The 20,495-nt window shown below is 62.2% G+C and carries 17 protein-coding genes; 15 read left to right on the plus strand and 2 right to left on the minus strand.

What is annotated here, in order from left to right; genetic code table 11:
• The first annotated feature begins 85 nt into the window (after nt 1-85).
• On the plus strand, nt 86-3,706 hold the full coding sequence (putA, locus tag LZ005_RS12840) for a trifunctional transcriptional regulator/proline dehydrogenase/L-glutamate gamma-semialdehyde dehydrogenase (RefSeq protein WP_237808466.1): 3,621 nt from the start codon (nt 86-88) through the stop codon (nt 3,704-3,706).
• A gap of 19 nt (nt 3,707-3,725) precedes the next feature.
• Nucleotides 3,726-4,841: an alanine dehydrogenase gene (gene ald, locus LZ005_RS12845; RefSeq protein WP_237808467.1), complete on the plus strand. Its 1,116-nt coding sequence runs from the start codon at nt 3,726-3,728 to the stop codon at nt 4,839-4,841.
• Here the strand turns inward: ald and LZ005_RS12850 are convergent.
• A complete protein-coding gene (locus LZ005_RS12850; RefSeq protein ID WP_237808468.1) occupies nt 4,792-5,502 on the minus strand; it encodes a 5'-methylthioadenosine/adenosylhomocysteine nucleosidase in 711 nt (236 codons plus the stop codon). The genes ald and LZ005_RS12850 overlap by 50 nt on opposite strands.
• Before the next feature lie 539 nt (nt 5,503-6,041).
• Here LZ005_RS12850 and LZ005_RS12855 point away from each other — a divergent pair.
• The 6 genes from LZ005_RS12855 to LZ005_RS12880 all read left to right on the plus strand — a co-directional run bounded on the left by LZ005_RS12855 (nt 6,042) and on the right by LZ005_RS12880 (nt 12,322).
• Nucleotides 6,042-7,658 carry a GMC family oxidoreductase gene (locus tag LZ005_RS12855; RefSeq protein WP_237808469.1) on the plus strand — a complete coding sequence of 539 codons (1,617 nt, stop codon included), beginning with the start codon at nt 6,042-6,044 and terminating at the stop codon, nt 7,656-7,658.
• Between the two features lie 78 nt (nt 7,659-7,736).
• Nucleotides 7,737-8,510: an ABC transporter ATP-binding protein gene (locus tag LZ005_RS12860; RefSeq protein ID WP_237808470.1), complete on the plus strand. Its 774-nt coding sequence runs from the start codon at nt 7,737-7,739 to the stop codon at nt 8,508-8,510.
• Entirely contained in the window at nt 8,507-9,211 is a 705-nt protein-coding gene (locus LZ005_RS12865) for an ABC transporter ATP-binding protein (RefSeq protein ID WP_237808471.1), read from the plus strand. Before LZ005_RS12860 ends, LZ005_RS12865 begins: the two co-directional genes overlap by 4 nt.
• 25 nt (nt 9,212-9,236) lie before the next feature.
• Nucleotides 9,237-10,433 (plus strand): ABC transporter substrate-binding protein, encoded by a 1,197-nt coding sequence (locus LZ005_RS12870; RefSeq protein ID WP_237808472.1) that lies wholly within the window; start codon nt 9,237-9,239, stop codon nt 10,431-10,433.
• A gap of 9 nt (nt 10,434-10,442) precedes the next feature.
• Nucleotides 10,443-11,327, plus strand: coding sequence for a branched-chain amino acid ABC transporter permease (locus LZ005_RS12875; protein ID WP_237808473.1), 885 nt, complete (start codon nt 10,443-10,445; stop codon nt 11,325-11,327).
• Complete coding sequence (locus tag LZ005_RS12880; protein ID WP_237808474.1) at nt 11,327-12,322, plus strand: branched-chain amino acid ABC transporter permease; 996 nt, start codon at nt 11,327-11,329, stop codon at nt 12,320-12,322. The genes LZ005_RS12875 and LZ005_RS12880 overlap by 1 nt, the downstream gene beginning before the upstream one ends.
• Before the next feature lie 202 nt (nt 12,323-12,524).
• Here the strand turns inward: LZ005_RS12880 and LZ005_RS12885 are convergent, their stop codons facing one another.
• Nucleotides 12,525-13,682 (minus strand): iron-containing alcohol dehydrogenase, encoded by a 1,158-nt coding sequence (locus LZ005_RS12885; RefSeq protein ID WP_237808475.1) that lies wholly within the window; start codon nt 13,680-13,682, stop codon nt 12,525-12,527.
• A 92-nt stretch (nt 13,683-13,774) separates the two neighbouring features.
• On the opposite strand from LZ005_RS12885, the gene LZ005_RS12890 reads away from it, so the two are divergent.
• The 7 genes from LZ005_RS12890 to atpB all read left to right on the plus strand — a co-directional run bounded on the left by LZ005_RS12890 (nt 13,775) and on the right by atpB (nt 20,439).
• A complete protein-coding gene (locus LZ005_RS12890) occupies nt 13,775-14,545 on the plus strand; it encodes a TSUP family transporter (RefSeq protein ID WP_237808476.1) in 771 nt (256 codons plus the stop codon).
• Between the two features lie 128 nt (nt 14,546-14,673).
• The gene (gene mnmG, locus LZ005_RS12895) at nt 14,674-16,608 is read left to right on the plus strand and encodes a tRNA uridine-5-carboxymethylaminomethyl(34) synthesis enzyme MnmG (RefSeq protein ID WP_237808477.1); all 1,935 of its coding nucleotides are present in this window, start codon (nt 14,674-14,676) and stop codon (nt 16,606-16,608) included.
• Nucleotides 16,605-17,252: a 16S rRNA (guanine(527)-N(7))-methyltransferase RsmG gene (gene rsmG / locus LZ005_RS12900; RefSeq protein ID WP_237808478.1), complete on the plus strand. Its 648-nt coding sequence runs from the start codon at nt 16,605-16,607 to the stop codon at nt 17,250-17,252. The genes mnmG and rsmG overlap by 4 nt, the downstream gene beginning before the upstream one ends.
• Nucleotides 17,253-17,366: 114 nt before the next feature.
• The gene (locus LZ005_RS12905) at nt 17,367-18,137 is read left to right on the plus strand and encodes a ParA family protein (RefSeq protein ID WP_237808479.1); all 771 of its coding nucleotides are present in this window, start codon (nt 17,367-17,369) and stop codon (nt 18,135-18,137) included.
• A gap of 12 nt (nt 18,138-18,149) precedes the next feature.
• On the plus strand, nt 18,150-19,025 hold the full coding sequence (locus LZ005_RS12910) for a ParB/RepB/Spo0J family partition protein (protein ID WP_237808480.1): 876 nt from the start codon (nt 18,150-18,152) through the stop codon (nt 19,023-19,025).
• A gap of 196 nt (nt 19,026-19,221) precedes the next feature.
• A complete protein-coding gene (locus LZ005_RS12915) occupies nt 19,222-19,593 on the plus strand; it encodes an ATP synthase subunit I (protein WP_237808481.1) in 372 nt (123 codons plus the stop codon).
• Between the two features lie 24 nt (nt 19,594-19,617).
• On the plus strand, nt 19,618-20,439 hold the full coding sequence (gene atpB, locus LZ005_RS12920; RefSeq protein WP_237808482.1) for a F0F1 ATP synthase subunit A: 822 nt from the start codon (nt 19,618-19,620) through the stop codon (nt 20,437-20,439).
• Nucleotides 20,440-20,495: the final 56 nt, after the last annotated feature.

A 20,495-nucleotide genomic window follows, 5' to 3' on the forward strand; every position in this document is an offset into this window, starting at 1 on the left:
CGCGTTCTGAAACGCCCCGCCCCGCACAGCGCCGGCGGGGCGTTTTGCCACGCACCTAAGTGATTGATTTTAGAGAGAAAATTAGATGAGCACTTCCACGCCGTTCGCCGCCCTGGTGGCCGATGTAGACCGTCAGCAAAGCCCCCTGCGTGCCGCCATTACCGCCGCTTACCGCCGCGATGAACAGAGCGCCGTGCAATGGCTGTTCGCCCAGGGTGCACGGCCGCTGCCGGCCGCGCGTCAGCTGGCCGAAAAACTGGTGAGCGCGGTGCGCGAAAAGCGCACGCGCGCCTCGGGTGTCGATGCCCTGATGCACGAGTTCTCGCTGTCCTCGGACGAGGGCGTGGCGCTGATGTGCCTGGCGGAAGCCCTGCTGCGCATTCCTGACGCCGACACGGCCGACCGTCTGATTGCCGACAAAATCAGCAAGGGCGACTGGTCCAAGCACCTGGGCGAATCGCCGTCGATGTTCGTCAACGCCGCCACCTGGGGCCTGCTGATTACCGGCAAACTGGTCAGCACGAGCAGCGAAGCCGGCCTCGGCGCGGCGCTGAACAAACTGATCGCCAAGGGTGGCGAACCCTTGATCCGCAAGGGCGTCGATCTGGCCATGCGCATGCTCGGCAATCAGTTCGTGACCGGCCAGACGATTGCCGAAGCGCTCAAGAACAGCCGCGAGAATGAGGCACGCGGCTACCGCTATTCGTATGACATGCTGGGCGAAGCGGCTCTGACCGAAGAAGATGCGGTCAAATACTATGCGGCCTACGAGCAGGCCATTCACGCCATCGGCACCGCCGCCAATGGCCGCGGCATCAAGGACGGGCCCGGCATTTCGGTCAAGCTGTCGGCCCTGCACCCGCGCTACAGCCGCGCTCAGCACGAACGCGTGATGGGCGAGCTGCTGCCGCGCCTGAAATCCCTGGTGCTGCTGGCCAAACGCTACAACATCGGCCTGAACATCGACGCCGAGGAAGCCGACCGCCTCGAGATTTCGCTCGACATGATGGAGGCCATGGCCTTCGATCCGGATCTGGCTGGCTTCGAGGGCATTGGCTTCGTGGTCCAGGCCTATCAGAAGCGCTGCCCGTTTGTGATCGACTATCTGGTCGACCTGGCGCGCCGCAGCGGCCGCAAATTCATGGTGCGCCTGGTGAAAGGCGCCTACTGGGATTCGGAGATCAAGCGCGCTCAGGTGGACGGCATGCCCGGCTATCCGGTCTACACGCGCAAGGTGCACACCGATGTGTCCTACCTGACCTGTGCCAAGAAGCTGCTGGGCGTGACCGATGTCATCTATCCGCAGTTCGCCACGCACAATGCCCATTCGCTGTCAGTGATCTACACCTGGGCCAAGGAAAACGGCGTCGACGATTACGAATTCCAGTGCCTGCATGGCATGGGCGAAACCCTGTACGACCAGGTGGTGCCCAAAGACGCGCTGGGCAAGGCCTGCCGCATCTACGCGCCGGTCGGTTCGCATGAAACCCTGCTCGCCTATCTGGTGCGCCGTCTGCTTGAAAATGGCGCCAACTCCTCGTTTGTGAACCAGATCGTCGACGAAAACATCGGTATCGAACATCTGGTCGCCGATCCCTTCGAGGTCGCGCGCAGCCATGACGGCCAGCCCCATCCGGCCATCGCCCTGCCGGTCGACCTGTTTGGCAAAGAACGCGCGAACTCGCGCGGGATCGACCTGTCGAACGAAGACACGCTGGCCAGCACCAGCCTGGCCTTGGCCACCGCGCGCGAATGGGCGGCCGCGCCGCTGATCGACGGCGCCATCACGGCCGGCACGCACATGCAGCCGGTGCGCAACCCGGCCCAGTTGTCGGACGTGGTTGGTCACGCTGCGGAAGCCACGCTCGAAGATGTGGAAACCGCGCTGGCCGCTGCCACCACCTATGCCATGGACTGGCAGACCACGGCGCCGAGCGAGCGCGCGGCCATCCTGGCGCGCGTGGCCGACCTGTTCGAGGAACACCAGACCGAGCTGATGGCCCTGGCCATCCGCGAGGCCGGCAAGACCCTGTCGAATGCCATCGCCGAAGTGCGCGAGGCCGTCGATTTCCTGCGCTACTACGGCGCCCAGGTGCGTGGTGCGCAAAACCAGTTGGCGCTTGGCCCGGTCACCTGCATCAGCCCGTGGAACTTCCCGCTGGCCATTTTCACCGGGCAGGTGGCCGCTGCTCTGGCGGCCGGCAATGTGGTGCTGGCCAAGCCGGCCGAGCAGACGCCGCTGATCGCCTACCGTGCGGTCGAGCTGTTCCACGCGGCCGGCGTGCCGCGCGGCGCCCTGCAATATCTGCCGGGCCGCGGCGAAGTGGTCGGCGCCGCCCTGACTCAGGATCCGCGCATCAAGGGCGTGATCTTCACGGGCTCGACCGAAGTGGCCCAGCTGATCAACCAGACCCTGGCGCAGCGCGCCGTGAAGGAAGCCTGCGACATTCCCTTGATCGCCGAAACCGGTGGTCAGAACGCGATGATCGTCGACTCCTCGGCCCTGCCGGAACAGGTCGTCAATGATGTGCTGTCCTCGGCCTTTGACAGCGCCGGCCAGCGCTGCTCGGCCCTGCGCATCCTGTGCCTGCAGGAAGACATCGCCGACAAGACCATCAAGATGCTCAAGGGCGCGATGCAGGAACTGCGCATTGGCAATCCGGACCGCCTGAGCACCGATATCGGTCCCGTCATCGACAGCGAAGCCCAGCAGAACCTGCTGTCGCATATCGAGCGCATGAAGCCCAAGGCCAAGGACTTCTTCCAGCTGGCCGTACCCGGCAGCGCCAGCACCTTTGTGGCCCCGACCCTGATCGAGATCGGCAGCATCGCCGAGCTGCAGCGCGAGGTCTTCGGCCCGGTGCTGCACGTGCTGCGCTACCGCCGCAACGAGCTGCCGGCCCTGATCGAGTCGATCAATAACACCGGCTATGGCCTGACTCTGGGCGTGCACTCGCGCATCGATGAAACCATTGCCTTCGTCACCAGCCGCGCGCATGTGGGCAATATCTATGTGAACCGCAATATCGTCGGCGCCGTCGTCGGCGTGCAGCCCTTCGGCGGCGAAGGCAAGTCCGGTACCGGTCCCAAGGCGGGCGGCCCGCTCTACCTGAAGCGCCTGCAGCGCGGCGCGCCGCCCTTGATGCAGCATGATGGTCTGGCCAGCAAGGGCCTGGAAGCCCTGCTGAAATGGGCGCGCACCCATGGCCATCAGCGCGTGGTCAATGCGGCTGAACACTACGCGAGCACGACGCTCGCCGGCCATACGCTGAACCTGCCGGGCCCGACCGGCGAGCGCAATACCCTGTCCTTTGTGGCACGCGGCAAGGTCCTGTGCGCGGCCAGCCATGTGGGCGTGCTGCTCAATCAATTGGCGGCCGTGCTGGCCACCGGCAATGAGGCCATCATTCCGGAAGCCTATGCGCACGCCATTCCGCCCGGCCTGCCCGATGAAGTCAAAGCGCACATCCAGCGCACGGCTAGCATCGAAGGCTGTGATCAGGAATTCCAGATTGCCCTGGTCGAGGCATCCCTCGTCCTGGGCTTGAAGCCGGCATTTGCGTCCCGACCCGGGGCCATCGTCGGTGTGATCGACACCTCGGAAGAAGGTGCTATTCCGCTGTGGCGTTTAGTCGCTGAACGCGCGGTATGTGTGAACACGACAGCGGCGGGGGGAAATGCGAGCCTGATGACCTTGGGCGCATAGCAAACCAATCGGAGGAAACATGTTAGTAGGCGTACCCAAAGAGATTAAGAACCACGAGTACCGCGTCGGGCTGACCCCGCCCAGCGTGCGCGAACTGACCACACGCGGTCATCGCGTCATCGTGCAACAAGGTGCCGGCGCCGAGATCGGGCTGTCGGACGAGCAGTATGTGGCGGCCGGCGCAAGCCTGGCCGCCAGCGCCGAGGAAGTGTTCGCCAAGGCGGACATGATCGTCAAGGTGAAGGAACCGCAGGCGGTCGAATGCGCGATGCTGCGTCCCGGCCAGATTCTGTACACCTACCTGCACCTGGCGCCGGACCCGGAACAGACGGCCGCCCTCGTCAAGTCGGGCGCAATCTGCATCGCCTACGAAACCATCACCGGCCCCGGCGGCGGGCTGCCGCTGCTGGCCCCGATGAGCGAGGTGGCGGGGCGCATGGCCATCCAGGCCGGCGCTGCCCATCTGGAAAAATCCAAAGGCGGCATGGGCCTGCTGCTGGGCGGCGTGCCGGGTGTGGCTGCCGGCCACATCGTCATCATCGGCGCCGGCGTGGTCGGCACCAATGCCTTGCAGATGGCCGTCGGTACGGGCGCCCGTGTGACCGTGCTCGACAAGAGCATCGACCGTCTGCGCCAGCTCGATCTGGTTTTCGGGAACCGCATCAGCACCCTGATGTCGAACGCCCATACGATCGAGGAATCGGTGTTGACGGCGGATCTGGTCGTCGGTGGCGTACTGGTGCCGGGTGCCGCTGCGCCCAAGCTTGTGACGCGCGACATGATTTCACGCATGAAAAAGGGCGCGGTCGTGGTGGACGTGGCCATCGACCAGGGCGGCTGCTTCGAAACCTCGCATGCAACCACCCATGCCGACCCGACCTTTGTGGTCGACGGCGTCGTGCATTACTGCGTAGCCAATATGCCGGGCGCCGTGGCCCGTACCTCGACCTTTGCACTGAATAACGCCACCATCGGCCATGCGATCGCCCTGGCCAACAAGGGCTGGCAGCAGGCCCTGAAGGATGACGTGCACCTGCGCAATGGTCTGAATGTCTGCCAGGGCAAGGTGACCTACGCCGCCGTGGCTAAGGACCTGGGTTACGACTACGTGCCAGCCGAGTCAATGTTGTCTTGAGTATCTCGTAAGCCACTTTGGCGGCGACGGTGCGCACAAACAGCATGAAATCCGTCGCCGCTTCCTCATTCGCGTTGTCCGAAATCGTCCGGATGACGGCAAACGGCACGTCCAGTTCGTGACAGACCTGGGCGACCGCCGCACCTTCCATCTCCACCGCCAGCACATCGGGCAAGGCATCGCGCAGGGCCGCAATCCTTTCCCCATCGTTAATGAACTGATCGCCTGAGGCAATCAGACCGTGATGGACGCGCCAGGAGGCCGCTGCAGCCGCCAAATGCTGATTCAGGTCCCGATCCGTGTGGAAATGCGCGCGACCCGTCAGAGGTACCTCAAAACGCGGGAAAAGGGGACTCGCATCGATGTCGTGCTGGACCAGCTGGCTGGCCAGGACCACGTCACCGACTTTCACGTCGGCATGACCCGCACCGGCGACCCCGGTGAAAATCACATGCGTGACGCCAAATTTCTCGATCAGGATGGTCGCCGTCATGGCCGCAGCGACTTTGCCGATGCGTGAAAGCACGCAAACCACCTCGCATCCCCATAGTTGGCCACACGTGTATTCGCGTTTGCCATGCACGACGACGCTTTTGTTGACGATGTCGTCAACGATGCCTTCTTGCTCTTCAAACAGAGCGCTGATGATCCCGATGCGCATTTAAATATAAAGAGTATGTATACAAAGCTGGTAGTAGTAGGTAAACGCGCTGTTTTCTGTGGATAAGTCGAAATTTATCAACAAGCTCAAACGTTTACGCGATGAAAAAGCTGCTGCATAAGCCTTGCTTTTAGCTTGAATGAATCTGGGACAAAGTTTTGGACCTGAAGATTTCCCCGATTTAGCAACAACTCATCCTGTGGATATCCAAGGTTTTATTCACAGGGACGATTTTTTGCCGATTTTGGCCTGCACTTCTTCCTTTTATAAACATGATACTTGTATACCCTTGATAGTAGTTGTTAACAGGCCCTGTTTTCTGTGAACAAATCGATTTTTCTTAAAAAAATCATTGGTTTAGGAAAAGTATAAAAGCCCGAACAGCTCTGTATGGGCGAGTGCTCAATTCTGGAGAACAATTGGCTTGTGGGTAAACGGCGTCTTATGCACATTCGGTCCCTGTGGATATCCAGAGACTTATCCACATTGGTTTTCATTTCTGACTCTGTTACCCTTTCCGGCACGCAAAAGGAGCCGGTATGGAGTCAGCAGGGACCTACGATTACATCATTGTTGGCGGCGGTACGGCCGGTTGCCTGCTGGCTAAGCGCCTGACCGAGGACCGGCAGACCGAGGTGTTGCTGATCGAAGCAGGCGGCAAGGACGATTATCTCTGGATTCATATTCCGGTGGGCTATCTGTATTGCATCGATAACCCGCGTACCGATTGGCGCTACCGCACGGAAGCGGATGCGGGCCTGCATGGCCGCAGCCTGATCTATCCGCGTGGCAAGGTTCTGGGCGGCTGCTCCTCGATCAACGGCATGATCTACATGCGCGGCCAGGCGGCCGACTACGCCCACTGGGCCGAAGTCAGTGGCGATGCGAATTGGAACTGGGACCAGGTGCTGCCCCTGTTCAAGAAGACCGAAGACCACTACGCCGGTGCCAGCGCTGTGCATGGTGCCGGGGGTGAATGGCGTGTGGAGCAGCAGCGCCTGTCCTGGGAGATTCTCGACGCCTTCCGGCAGGCGGCCGAGCAGACCGGTATTCCGCCGACTGCGGATTTCAATGGCGGCGACAATTTTGGCTGCGCCTACTTCGAAGTGAACCAGAAGAAGGGCGTGCGCTGGAACACGGCCAAGGCCTTTTTGCGTGAAGCCTCGCGCCGGCCGAACCTGACGATCATGACCGGTTCCCAGGTCGAGCGCCTGGAGATAAGCGCCGATGGGCAGTGCCGCGGCGTGCATTTTGTCGGCGGAGGCAGCCGCTGGTCGGCCCAGGCCCGGCGCGAAACCATCCTGTGCGCGGGGGCGATCGGCACGCCGCAAATTCTGCAATTGTCGGGTATCGGCCCGGCGCCGCTGTTGCAGGAAAACGGCATCACACCCGTGCTCGATGCGCCTGGCGTCGGTGAAAATCTGCAGGACCATCTGCAATTGCGCATGATTTTCAAGGTCAGCCAGGCGCCTACCCTGAACACCCTGGCCAATCACTGGCTCGGCAAGGCCCGCATCGGTCTCGAATATGCACTGCGCCGCAGCGGCCCGATGTCGATGGCGCCGTCCCAGCTGGGCGCGTTTGCGCGTTCCTCGCCTGCCGTGGCCACGCCCGACCTTGAATACCATGTGCAGCCGCTCTCCCTCGACCGCTTTGGCGAGCCGCTGCACAATTTTCCGGCCTTTACGGCCAGTGTTTGCCATCTGCGCCCCAGCTCGCGCGGGCATGTGCGCATCCGCTCGGGGAACTTTGAGGACGCGCCGGCGATCGTACCCAATTATCTGAGCACGGAAGCGGACCGGCGGACGGCGGCGGCCGCGCTGGCGCTGACGCGCCGCATCGTGGCCGCGCCGGCCCTGCACAAGTACGCGCCCGTCGAATACCGTCCCGGTCCGGACTTCCAGACCGAGGCCGATCTGGCGCGTGCGGCGGGCATGATCGGCACCACGATTTTCCATCCGGTCGGCACCTGCCGTATGGGGCGCGCCGATGATCCGATGGCCGTGGTCGACAGCGAATTGCGGGTGAAGGGCGTGGCCGGCCTGCACATTGCCGATGCCTCCATCATGCCGCGCATTACTTCTGGCAATACCAATGCGCCGGTGCTGATGATTGCCGAACGTCTGGCCGCGCTCCTGTGCAAAAACGCGCAATGAGGCGGTCGTTCTGCTGTATTGTGAGCGCAGGGGGCCGTGTGTATGATCCCCTGCAAACTATAAGACAGCGGAGACAGCATGTCGGACGTCATCTTGGAGACCCGGCACCTGAGCAAGGTGTTCAAGGGCTTCACGGCAGTCAATGATGTGAACTTGCGGGTGCGGCGCGGGCAGATCCATGCGCTGATCGGCCCGAACGGGGCAGGCAAGACCACCTGCTTCAACCTGCTGACCAAATTCCTCGAGCCCAGCGCGGGCGAGATTCTGTTCAACGGCGCCGACATCACGCGCGCCAAGCCAGCCCAGATCGCGCGCAAGGGCATCATCCGCTCGTTTCAGATATCCGCCGTCTTTCCCCACCTGAGCGTGCTCGAAAATGTGCGCATCGGTCTGCAACGCACACTCGGCACCAGTTTCCATTTCTGGAAGAGTGAGCGCAGCCTGCAGACCCTGAACGCGCGCGCCATGGCCCTGCTGGCCGAAGTCGACCTCGACAAATTCGCCGATGCCCTCACGGCCGATCTGCCCTATGGCCGCAAGCGCGCGCTCGAGATCGCCACCACCCTGGCCATGGAGCCTGAACTGATGCTGCTCGACGAGCCGACCCAGGGCATGGGCCACGAAGACGTGCACCGCGTCACCGAGCTGATCAGGAAGGTGGCCGCGGGCCGCACGATTCTGATGGTGGAACACAATATGAACGTGGTCTCGGGCATCTGCGACACGATTTCGGTCCTGCAGCGCGGGGCCATCCTGGCCGAGGGCAGTTATGCCGAAGTGTCGAAAAATCCGCAGGTGATGGAAGCCTATATGGGCTCGGCCGACGGCGAACTGGCGGGGGCACACGGATGAGCGCGGCCCTCGAGATCCGCCAGCTGCATGCCTGGTATGGAGAGTCGCATATCCTGCATGACGTGAATCTGAGCGTGCAGGAAGGCGAGGTCGTCACCCTGCTCGGCCGCAATGGTGCGGGCCGCAGCACGACGCTGCGCGCCATCATGGGCCTGACCGGCGCGCGCCAAGGCTCGGTCAAGATTCACGGCACCGAGGCCATCGGCCTGCCCACGCACCGCATCGCCCACCTCGGTGTCGGCTATTGCCCCGAGGAGCGCGGCATCTTCGCCTCGCTGTCGACCGAAGAAAACCTGCTGCTGCCGCCGGTGCTGGCCGGTCAGGGCGGCATGTCGGTGGACGAGATCTACGCGATGTTCCCCAACCTGCAGGAACGCAAGCACAGCCAGGGTACGCGCCTGTCCGGTGGCGAACAGCAGATGCTGGCCGTGGCGCGCATTCTGCGCACGGGCGCGCGCCTGCTGCTGCTTGACGAGATTTCCGAAGGCCTGGCCCCGGTCATCGTGCAGGCCCTGGCGCGCATGATCACCACGCTCAAGGCCAAGGGCTACACCATCGTCATGGTGGAACAGAATTTCCGCTTCGCCGCACCGCTGGCGGACCGCTTTTACGTGATGGAGCACGGTCAGATTGTCGAGACTTTCACTTCATCGGAGTTGAATGCCAAGATGCCGGTCCTGACCGAGCTCTTGGGAGTGTGAACCTAGCCATAACGGAGACAAAAAGATGAAACGCAAAGCCCTTGCTATTGCAGCACTCAGCCTGTGCACGATGCCCGCCTTCGCCCAGGTGTCGGGCGACACCATCAAGATCGGCATGCTGACCGATATGGCCGGCGTGTATTCCGACCTCGACGGCAAGGGCGGGATCGAAGCCGTCAAGCTGGCCATCGCCGATATGGGCGGGGCCATCAATGGCAAGAAGATCGAGTTCATCTTCGCCGACCACCAGAACAAGGCCGATATCGCCGGCGCCAAGGCGCGCGAATGGTTCGACCAGCAGGGCGTCGACATGCTGATCGGCGGTACCAATTCGACCGCCAACCTGACGATGGCCAAGGTCGCCGCGGAGAAGAAGAAAGTCTTCTTCTCGGTCGGCGCCGGTTCGGCCCAGCTGACCAATGAGGACTGCACGGCCTATACCGTGCACTACGCCTATGACACCGTGGCCCTGGCCAAGGGCACGGGCGGGGCCATCGTCCAGCGCGGCGGCAAGTCCTGGTATTTTCTGACGGCCGACTACGCCTTCGGCACCTCGCTCGAAAAGGAAGCGGCGAATGTGGTCAAGGCCGCGGGCGGGCAGGTGATGGGCAGCTCGCGCCACCCGCTGTCGGCCTCCGACTTCTCGTCCTTCCTGCTGCAGGCCCAGGGCTCCAAGGCTCAGGTCCTGGGTCTGGCCAATGCCGGTGGCGACCTGATCAATTCGATCAAGGCCGCCAATGAATTCGGCATCACCAAGCAGATGAAGATGGCCGGCCTGCTGGTGTCGATCACGGACATCCACTCGCTCGGCCTGAACGCCACCAAGGGCATGTATCTGACCGATGGTTGGTACTGGGATCTGAACGATGAGACGCGCGCCTGGTCCAAGCGCTACTTCGACAAGATGAAGAAGGAACCGTCGATGGTGCAGGCCGGCGACTACTCGGCCGCGCTGACCTACCTGAAGGCCGTCAAGGCCACGGGCACGGACGACAGCGACAAGATCATGGCCTATCTGAAGAAGACCAAGATCACCGACATGTTCACCAAGAACGGCGTTGTGCGGCCCGACGGGCGCATGGTGCACGACATGTATCTGATGGAAGTGAAGCAGCCGTCCGAGTCGAAGTATCCGTGGGACTACTTCAAGGTCGTGCAGGTGATCCCGGGGGACAAGGCCTTTACCACCAAGGCCGAATCCAAGTGCTCGCTCTGGAAGTAAGTCCGGCCCATGGAGATTTTCGGTAAGCCGCTGCCGGTGCTGATGAGCCAGCTGATGCTGGGCCTCGTCAACGGCTCCTTCTATGCGATGCTGTCGCTGGGTCTGGCCGTGATTTTCGGCCTGCTCAATGTCATCAATTTCGCCCACGGCGCCCTCTACATGATGGGGGCCTTCGTGGCCTGGATGGGGCTCACCTATTTCGGCGCCAGCTATTGGGTGATGCTGGCGGCGGCGCCGCTGATCGTCGGGGCCTTTGGCATCGTGATCGAGAAGACCATGCTGCGCTGGCTCTACAAGCTCGACCACCTGTACGGCTTGCTGCTGACCTTTGGCATCACCCTGATGCTCGAGGGCGTGTTCCGCTCCTTCTACGGGGTGTCGGGCCAGCCGTATGAAACGCCCGAGCTGCTGACCGGCGCGGCCAATCTCGGTTTCATGATCCTGCCGTATTACCGGCTGTGGGTGGTGCTGGTGTCGCTCGTGGTCTGCTTCGGCACCTGGTTCGTGATCGAAAAGACCAAGCTCGGCGCCTACCTGCGCGCCGGGACCGAGAACCCGAAACTGGTCGAGGCTTTCGGCATCAATGTGCCGCTGATGGTCACGCTCACCTACGGCTTCGGGGTGGCCCTGGCCGGCCTGGCCGGGGTGCTGGCGGCGCCGATGATCCAGGTGTCGCCGCTGATGGGCTCGCACCTGATCATCGTCGTCTTCGCCGTGGTGGTGATCGGCGGCATGGGGTCGATTCTGGGCGCCATTGTGTCCGGCCTGGGCCTGGGCGTGGTCGAGGGCTTCACCCGCGTCTACTACCCGGAAGGCTCGGAAGTGGTGGTGTTTGTGGTGATGGTCATCGTGCTGCTGCTGCGTCCGGCTGGCCTGTTTGGCAAGGAGAAGTGATGAACAAGCGCATCGCTTACGCGCTGGCCCTGCTGATCGCCCTGGCGGCACCGTCATTCGGCTACCCGGTGTTTCTGATGAAGCTGCTGTGCTTTGCCCTGTTCGCCTGCGCCTTCAATTTGCTGATTGGCTTTACCGGCCTGCTGTCGTTCGGGCATGCGGCCTTTTTCGGCAGTGCCGGCTATGTGGCCGGCTATCTGCTGCGCGATGCCGGCTGGCCGCTGGAACTGGCGGTGCTGGCGGCGGTGGCTGCCAGTGCGGGTCTCGGCGCGCTGATCGGCGGATTGGCGATCCGGCGCCAGGGCATCTATTTTTCGATGATTACGCTGGCCCTGGCCCAGATGGTCTACTTTGCCGCCCTGCGCGCGCCGTTCACGGGCGGGGAGGACGGCTTGCAGAGTGTGCCGCGCGGCCAGCTGCTGGGCAGTCTTGCGCTGACCAATGACTATCACCTCTACTACGTGGTGCTGGCCATTGCGGTGGGCGGGTTTGCACTCGTGCAGCGCATTGTGCATTCGCCGTTTGGCCAGGTGCTCAAGGCCATCAAGGAAAACGAGGCGCGCGCCACCTCACTCGGCTATGACACCGAGCGCTACAAGCTGATGGCCTTTGTGCTGTCGGCCGCGCTGGCGGGCCTGGCCGGCGCCACCAAAACCATTGTGCTGGGACTGGAGACGCTGACCGATGTGCATTGGAGCACCTCCGGCCTCGTTATCCTGATGACCCTGGTGGGTGGCATGGGGACGCTGGTGGGGCCGGTGATCGGCGCCTTCATCATCGTCATGCTCGAAAACAAACTAGGCGACGTCGGCAACTGGCTGGCCAGTCAGACCGGGGTGGAGTGGTTCAACAGCATTGGTGAATCGGTCAGCATGGTCACTGGTCTGATCTTCGTCATCTGCGTGTTGCTGTTCCGGCGCGGTGTGGTCGGCGAGATCGCGGCCTACGCTGAACGCTTGCGCCGCAAAGCCCCGGCCCAGGCTGCCAAGGGCTAGGCTGTTTCTGAATGCCTTAGGAAGGCGCTGAGCGGCCGCCTAAGCGCTTTTTGGCCCTTGGATACACCCAAGGGCCATCTTCCAGTCTAATCAGCGCTGAGGCCGTTCTGGTGCGTTTTTGCACACCCGCCCGCCGAGGCACATGTTCACGCGCCGATGAACACCTGAAATAGCATAATTGACAACATCGGCTGCGCTCGGATCAGAGCGCAGCCGCATAGATGGCGCGGGCGTCCTGCCAGCCAAGTTCACGCGGATTATTGCCGAGCAGACGGGTTTGCTTCATCGCCTCGTCCGCCAGCTGGTCGAGGTCGCTATCCTCGACACCGACCTGCTGCAGGCGTGTCGGAATCCCGCAGGCGACCGGCAGTTGCGCCATTGCCTGGATCAAGGCGTCGGCACGCGCCTCCTCGGACCCGGCCAGGCCCGGGATCAGCAGACTGGCCAGTTCGGCATACTGCGTCACCGCGGCCGGCAGATTGAAGCGCAACACATGCGGCAGCACGAGCGAGTTCGACAGGCCATGCGGCACATGGAAGATGCCGCCGATCGGATAGGCGAGCGCGTGCACGGCGGCGCACGGTGCATTCGCAAAGGCCTGGCCCGCCAGCATGGCGCCGAGCAGCATGGCCTGGCGTGCGCCGGCGTCGTCGCCATGTTCACAGGCGAGCAGCAGATTCGGGTACAGCAGGCTCAGCGCTTTGCAGGCCAGCATGTCGGACAGCAGGTTCTTCTTGTGGCGCGTGGTGTAGGCCTCGATGGCGTGCACCATTGCATCGATCCCCGTCGCGGCCGTGACCGCAGGCGGCAGGCCGTAGGTCAGGCCGGCGTCCAGGATGGCCAGGTCGGCATACAGCTGGGTGGCGACCACGCCCATCTTGCTGGTCGCGCCCGTCGTCACGATGGCGATGTTGGTCACCTCCGATCCGGTGCCGGCCGTGGTCGGCACCAGGACCAGGGGCATGCGCGTCCCGCTCACTTTACCGATGCCGTACATTTCTTGCAGCGGCTGGTGGCTGCGCGCGAGCACGGCGACCAGCTTGGCCACGTCCATCGGACTGCCGCCGCCGATGCCGACCACCACGTCGACTTCATGTTCGCGCGCAAACGCTACGGCATCGTGGACCACCTGTTCGGGCGGGTCGGCCACGACGTCGGCAAACAGACTGGCGCGCAGGCCGGCGTCGGCCAGACCTTGCTTGGGGCCATCGATCAGGCCGGTCGCAAGGAAGCCGGGGTCGGTCACCAGCATCACATGCTGGGCGTGGGGAAAGTGTGCGCGGATGTGGTCGCCAAGACGGCTGGCCGCGCCGACGGCGCAGACCAGATGCGGGACCGTGCTGAAGAAAAAGGAGTCCATGTTGTTCACTCGTCGCTGGGAATGTCTAGCTTACACCATGCGCAGCTTTCTTCCGTACAATGGTCAGCTTAGCTGACTTGAGGAAAGTATTGATGCTGGACTTTGCAGTGCTCGGCAGCGCGGCCTTTTGCGCCGGACTGGTCGATGCGGTGGTGGGTGGGGGCGGGCTGATCCAGATCCCCGTGATGTTCTCGATGCTGCCGACGACCGCGCCGGCAACCCTGTTCGGCACCAGCAAGCTGGCGGGTATCTTCGGTACCTCGGCCGCGGCCTACAACTATGCGCAGCGCGTCAAGGTCGCCTGGTCGGCGGCGGCGCCGGCCGCGGTAGCCGCCTTCGTCATGGCCTTCTGCGGCGCCTTCACCGTGACCCGGATTCCGGCCGACTTTGTGCGCGGCCTGTTGCCACTGGTGCTGATCGCCGTCGCCATCTACACCTTCCGCAAGAAAGACCTCGGCAGCATCCATGCGCCTTTGCATTCCGGCAGCAGGGAACGCTGGCTGGCCGTGGGCATGGGCGCGGCCATCGGTTTTTACGATGGCTTCTTCGGACCGGGTACGGGCAGCTTCCTGGTTTTCCTGTTCGTGCGTTTCTTTGGCTTTGATTTCCTTGGCGCATCGGCCGCGGCCAAGATCGTGAACGTTGCCTGCAATCTGTCGGCCCTGATGTGGTTTGGCGTGTCCGGTCATCTGATCTGGCAGCTCGGTTTGCTGATGGCGGCTTGTCAGGTGGCCGGTTCGCTGGTCGGCACCCGCCTGGCTTTGCGCCATGGCAGCGGCTTTGTGCGCAAAGTTTTCCTGCTCGTGGTCAGCCTGCTGGTGCTCAAAACCAGTTACGACGCCTTCCTCAAGCCTCATCTCTGAGGCCATTGTTTCACGTGGAACAGTCCCCGTCCGGGTCTCCACGCTGTTCCACGTGAAACAATTTCGCGACCCCAGCGCGAAAAAAATCTATAATCTGGACTTACCCCCTCGCTTCAAGCCATCCAATCATGCTTTTTCCAACTGAATTCGACGTCATCGTCGTCGGCGGCGGCCATGCCGGCACCGAGGCCGCACTGGTCTCGGCCCGCATGGGACAGAAGACGCTGCTGCTTACCCACAACATCGAAACCCTCGGGGCGATGTCCTGCAACCCCTCGATCGGCGGCATCGGCAAGGGCCACCTGGTCAAGGAAGTGGACGCCCTGGGCGGCGCCATGGCCATCGCAACCGACGAGGCCGGCATCCAGTTCCGTATCCTGAACTCGTCCAAAGGCCCGGCCGTCCGTGCCACCCGCGCCCAGGCCGACCGCGTGCTCTACAAGGCTGCGATCCGTTCGCGCCTGGAAAACCAGGCGAACCTGTGGCTGTTCCAGCAGGCTGTCGACGATCTGATGGTCGAGGGCGATCGCGTCGTCGGCGCCGTCACCCAGCTCGGTATCCAGTTCCGTGCCCGCGCCGTCGTGCTGACGGCAGGCACCTTCCTCGACGGTAAGATCCATGTCGGCCTGCAAAACTATGCGGCCGGGCGGGCAGGGGATCCGCCCGCGGTGTCGCTCTCGGCCCGCCTGAAAGAACTCAAGCTGCCGCAAGGGCGCCTGAAGACGGGAACGCCGCCGCGCATCGACGGCCGCTCGATCGACTTCACGGTGATGAGTGAGCAGCCGGGCGACCTTGATCCGGTGCCTGTATTCTCCGTCATGGGCAATGCGGGCATGCACCCGCGCCAGGTGCCGTGCTGGGTCACGCACACCAATCAGCAAACCCACGACATCATCCGCGCCGGCCTTGACCGCAGCCCGATGTACACGGGCGTGATCGAAGGTGTGGGTCCGCGCTATTGCCCTTCGATCGAAGACAAAATCCACCGCTTCGCCAGCAAGGATTCGCACCAGATTTTCCTCGAGCCCGAGGGGCTGACGACCAATGAGTTCTACCCGAACGGCATCTCCACCAGCCTGCCTTTCGACGTGCAGATCGCCCTGGTCCGCTCGATGCGCGGCTTGGAAAACGCCCACATCCTGCGCCCTGGCTACGCCATCGAATACGATTATTTCGACCCGCGCGGCCTCAAGGCTTCGCTCGAAACGCGCGCTATCCAGGGCCTGTTCTTCGCTGGTCAGATCAATGGCACGACGGGTTACGAAGAGGCCGCTGCCCAGGGTCTGCTGGCTGGCCTGAATGCCGCGCTGCAAACCCAGGGCAAGGATGCCTGGGTGCCGGGTCGTGCCGACGCCTATCTCGGCGTGCTTGTGGATGACCTCGTGACTCAGGGCGTGATGGAGCCTTACCGCATGTTCACCAGCCGTGCTGAGTACCGCCTGAGCCTGCGCGAAGACAATGCCGACATGCGCCTGACCGAGATCGGCCGTCAACTCGGCTGCATCGGCGACGCCCAGTGGGACGCGTTCTCGCGCAAGCGCGACGCCATCGCCGCCGAACTCGAACGGCTGAAAGCCACCTGGGTCAACCCGCGCATCCTTGAGGCAGCCGAGTCCGAGCGTATCCTCGGCCAGGCCATCGAACGCGAGTACAACCTGGCCGACCTGCTGCGCCGCCCGGGCGTGCAGTACGACACCCTGATGAGCATGCAGGGCAAGGAGGGCCAGGCGCTCGCGGGGCCAGGCGTCGATGATCCGGCCGTGAAAGAGCAGGTCGAAATCACGCTCAAGTATGCCGGTTACATCGAGCGTCAGGCGCGCGAAGTCGAGCGCCACGACTACTACGAGAACATGAAATTACCGCCCAATCTCAACTATCAGGAGATCACGGCCTTGTCGATCGAGGTGCGCCAGAAGCTCGACAAACAGCGTCCCGAAACCCTGGGCCAGGCCTCGCGCATCTCGGGTGTGACGCCGGCGGCGATCTCGCTGCTGCTCGTGCATCTGAAAAAGAAAGGCTATGGCGGCTTCGCCAATCTGCCGATGGAAGCGGCGGCCGGATGAAAGGATTCGACCGTGTGATTCTCGGCCAGATTCTGGTCGACGGCCTGGCTGAGCTGAACATCACGCTCAGCCCGTCCCAGCGCGAGCAATTGCTCGACTACCTGGCGCTCCTGCACAAATGGAACGCGGTCTACAACCTGACCGCCGTGCGCGCGCCGCTCGACATGATCCGCCTGCATATCCTCGATTCGCTGGCCGCCGTGCCGGCCTTTCAGGATGCCCACAATGTGCTCGACGTGGGCGCCGGCGGCGGCCTGCCGGGCATCGTGCTGGCGATCTGCCGGCCCGACATGAAAGTGACCCTGATCGACACCGTACACAAAAAAACGGCCTTTTTGACCCAGGTGAAAGCCCAGCTCAAATTGGCCAATGTGAGCGTGGTGACGGGCAGGGTGGAGCAGTACCAGCCGAGCGACAAATTTGACGTGATTACTTCGCGGGCCTTCGCGGACCTCAGCGATTTCGTCAATTGGTCGCAGCACCTGTTGGCCAGCGGGGGGCGCTACATCGCCTTGAAAGGAACGGCCCCCAAAGACGAGCAGGAGAGGGTGCCGAGCGACTGGAAAATCAAGGGTTTACAGCCTTTAAGGGTGCCAGGGCTGGATGTAGAGCGTCATTTGGTGTTCATCGAGCGATCCGTATAAACAATATAAACGGTTTATATCGGATAAACGATTTAAATCAGATAAACGGTATAAACGGTTTAAATGATGTAAACGGTATAAACGATATAAACAGTTTAAACAAATAACGAGAATATGGCTAAAATCTTTTGTGTCGCGAACCAGAAGGGCGGGGTCGGCAAGACCACCACCAGCGTGAATCTGTCGGCCGGCCTGGCCAAGATCGGCCAGCGTGTGCTGCTGGTGGATCTGGACCCGCAGGGCAATGCCACCATGGGCGCGGGCGTCAACAAGGCGGGGCTGCAAGCCTCGACCTATGAAGTGCTGCTGGGGACGGCAGGCGTGGCGGAAGCGCGCCAGAAAAGCGAGACCGGCGGCTTCGACATCCTGCCCGCCAATCGCGAACTGGCCGGCGCCGAAGTCGAGATGGTGGAGCTGGACAATCGCGAGCGCCGTCTCAAGCAGGCGCTCGAAAAAGTCGACGCCGACTACGACTTCGTGCTGATCGACTGTCCGCCCGCGCTGTCGATGCTGACCCTGAACGGTCTGTGCGCCGCGCACGGCGTGATCATTCCGATGCAGTGCGAGTACTACGCGCTCGAAGGCCTGTCCGATCTGGTCAACACGATCAAGAAGGTGCACGCCAATCTCAACCACGACCTGAAGATCATCGGTCTGCTGCGCGTGATGTTCGATCCGCGCATGACGCTGAGCCAGCAGGTGTCGGCCCAGCTCGAGCAGCACTTCGGCGACAAAGTTTTCAAGACCATCATCCCGCGCAATGTGCGCCTGGCCGAAGCGCCGTCTTACGGCATGCCGGGCGTGGCCTTCGATCCCTCGTCGAAAGGGGCCCAGGCCTACATCGCCTTCGGTGCGGAAATGGTTGAACGTATCAAATCCATGTAATCAGAGAGAAAAATGGCAAAAGCGAAAATGAAAGGCCTCGGCCGTGGTCTGGAAGCCCTGCTGGGCGCCGGCGGTACCGATGTGACCAGCGACAGCAACACCCAGCAGCCCTCGACCCTGCCGGTCGAGAAAATGCAGGCCGGTAAATATCAGCCGCGTACGCGCATGGACGAAGGCGCGCTGCAGGAACTGGCCGCCTCGATCAAGACCCAGGGCATCATGCAGCCGGTGCTGGTGCGCCCGATCGGCGAGGCCAAATACGAAATCATCGCCGGCGAGCGCCGTTTCCGCGCCGCCCAGCTGGCCGGCCTGAGCGAGATCCCGGTGCTGGTGCGCGAAGTCGACGATCAGCAGGCCGCCGCCATGGCCCTGATCGAAAACATGCAGCGCGAGGACCTCAACCCGCTCGAAGAGGCCCAGGGTATCCAGCGCCTGATCCACGAATTCCATTTCACCCACGAGCAGGCCGCCAACGCGGTCGGCCGTTCGCGCTCGGCCGTGTCGAACCTGTTGCGTCTTATTAACTTGGCGGCCCCGGTGCAGACCATGCTGATGGCCGGCGATATTGATATGGGCCACGCGCGCGCGCTGCTGGCCGTCGATGCTGCGACGCAGATTCAATTGGCCAATGAAGTGATCGCCAAGCGCCTGTCGGTACGCGAGACGGAAAAGCTGGTGGCCCGCTCGCAGGAAGCGGCGGCCGACAAGCCGGCCGCGCGCGCCAAGGACAAGCCGGGCGACATCGTGCGCCTGGAAGAAGAACTGTCCGACACCCTGGCCACCCCGGTCAGTTTCAAGATGGGCGCCAAGGGCCGCGGTCAGCTGATCATCGATTTCGCCGACCTCGACATCCTCGACGGCGTGCTGGCCCGCCTGCGCGCAGCGTAAATACAAGGCGGCGCGGACCGCGGGGTCCGTGCCGCCCTGCCAAATCCGCCACAAAACCCTGCACTTTTGAAGGGCAACAGATCAAAAACCGTGAAAACACGGGCCCTGTTGCAGTGCACAAGGTTTGACCTCTCTCAGGTTAACCGCATATAATCTCAAGGCTCTACGTGCATAGATTACGTGTAGGACCCGGCAAATGAGTCAACAAAAACAAGAATTTGCCTGGCCGGTGTTCCGGGTAGTCGCGCTGCAGTTTCTCATCGCATCCGTTTTTGCCAGTCTCGTTGTCGCCTTTGTTGACCGCCCGAGCGGCTGGTCTGCGGCCTACGGCGGGATGGTGTCTGTGGCAGGCAGTCTGCTGTATGCGCTGATGATCGTGCGGATGCCGCCCGATGCGGGAACTGCCCTGCGCGGGCATGTACGCGCGGAGATGCTGAAGATTTTTGTAACGGTACTGCTGTTTATTTTGGCACTGGTGCTGTTTTCATCGGCCAGCTGGTTGTGGCTGATTGCAGGTTTTGCGGTGACAGCCTTTGTCGCTAATTGGCTGTCATTACTAACGGTTTAATCACAAATCTGAGCAATTGTTAATATGAGCCCCGAACACGCCGCGAGTGCAGTCGCCGCCGCCGCCGAGCATCACGCTTCGGCACCGGCTAATGCGACCGAGTACATCAAACACCACCTCACCCACCTGAGCCCGAACGGCTTCAACCTCGATACCTTCTGGATCGGCCTGATTCTCGGTTTCGTCTTCCTGGCCATTTTCGCCAGCGCCGCCCGCAAGGCGACGCCGGGCGTGCCGGGCAAGATGCAGAACTTCGTGGAAATGATCCTCGAGATGATCAACGACATCATCAAGTCGGCCTTCCACGCTGAATCGAAAGTCATCGGCCCCCTGGCCCTGACCATTTTCGTCTGGACCTGGCTGCTCAACGCCATGGACTTCCTGCCGGTCGACCTGCTGCCGAAACTGGCCGGCATGGTGGGCATCCACTACCTGCGCGTCGTTCCGACCGCCGACGTCAACCACACCTTCGGCATGTCGCTGACCGTGCTGCTGATGATCATCGGCTTCTCGATCTCGGCCAAGGGCCTGGGCGGCTGGATCAAAGAACTGTTCACTGCACCTTTCCACGCGCATGGCGCCATGGCCATCGTGCTGGCACCGATCAACTTCATCTTCCAGATGATTGAGCTGGTGGCCAAGCCGATTTCCCTGGCCCTGCGACTGTTCGGCAACATGTACGCCGGCGAACTGATTTTCATCCTGATCGCGCTGCTGCCCTGGTGGGCACAGTGGCCGCTGGGTGGTCCCTGGGCAATCTTCCACATTCTGGTGGTGACGTTGCAAGCTTTTGTGTTCATGGTGCTGACGATTGTGTATCTGAGCCTCGCGGTTGAGAAACACTGATAACCACCAGTTGCTGTAAAACCTGTTTTTTTAAATCTTAGTCTTTTTAATTAGGA

The sequence above is a fragment of the Massilia sp. TS11 genome (assembly GCF_022012445.1).
GTDB lineage: Bacteria > Pseudomonadota > Gammaproteobacteria > Burkholderiales > Burkholderiaceae_D > Telluria.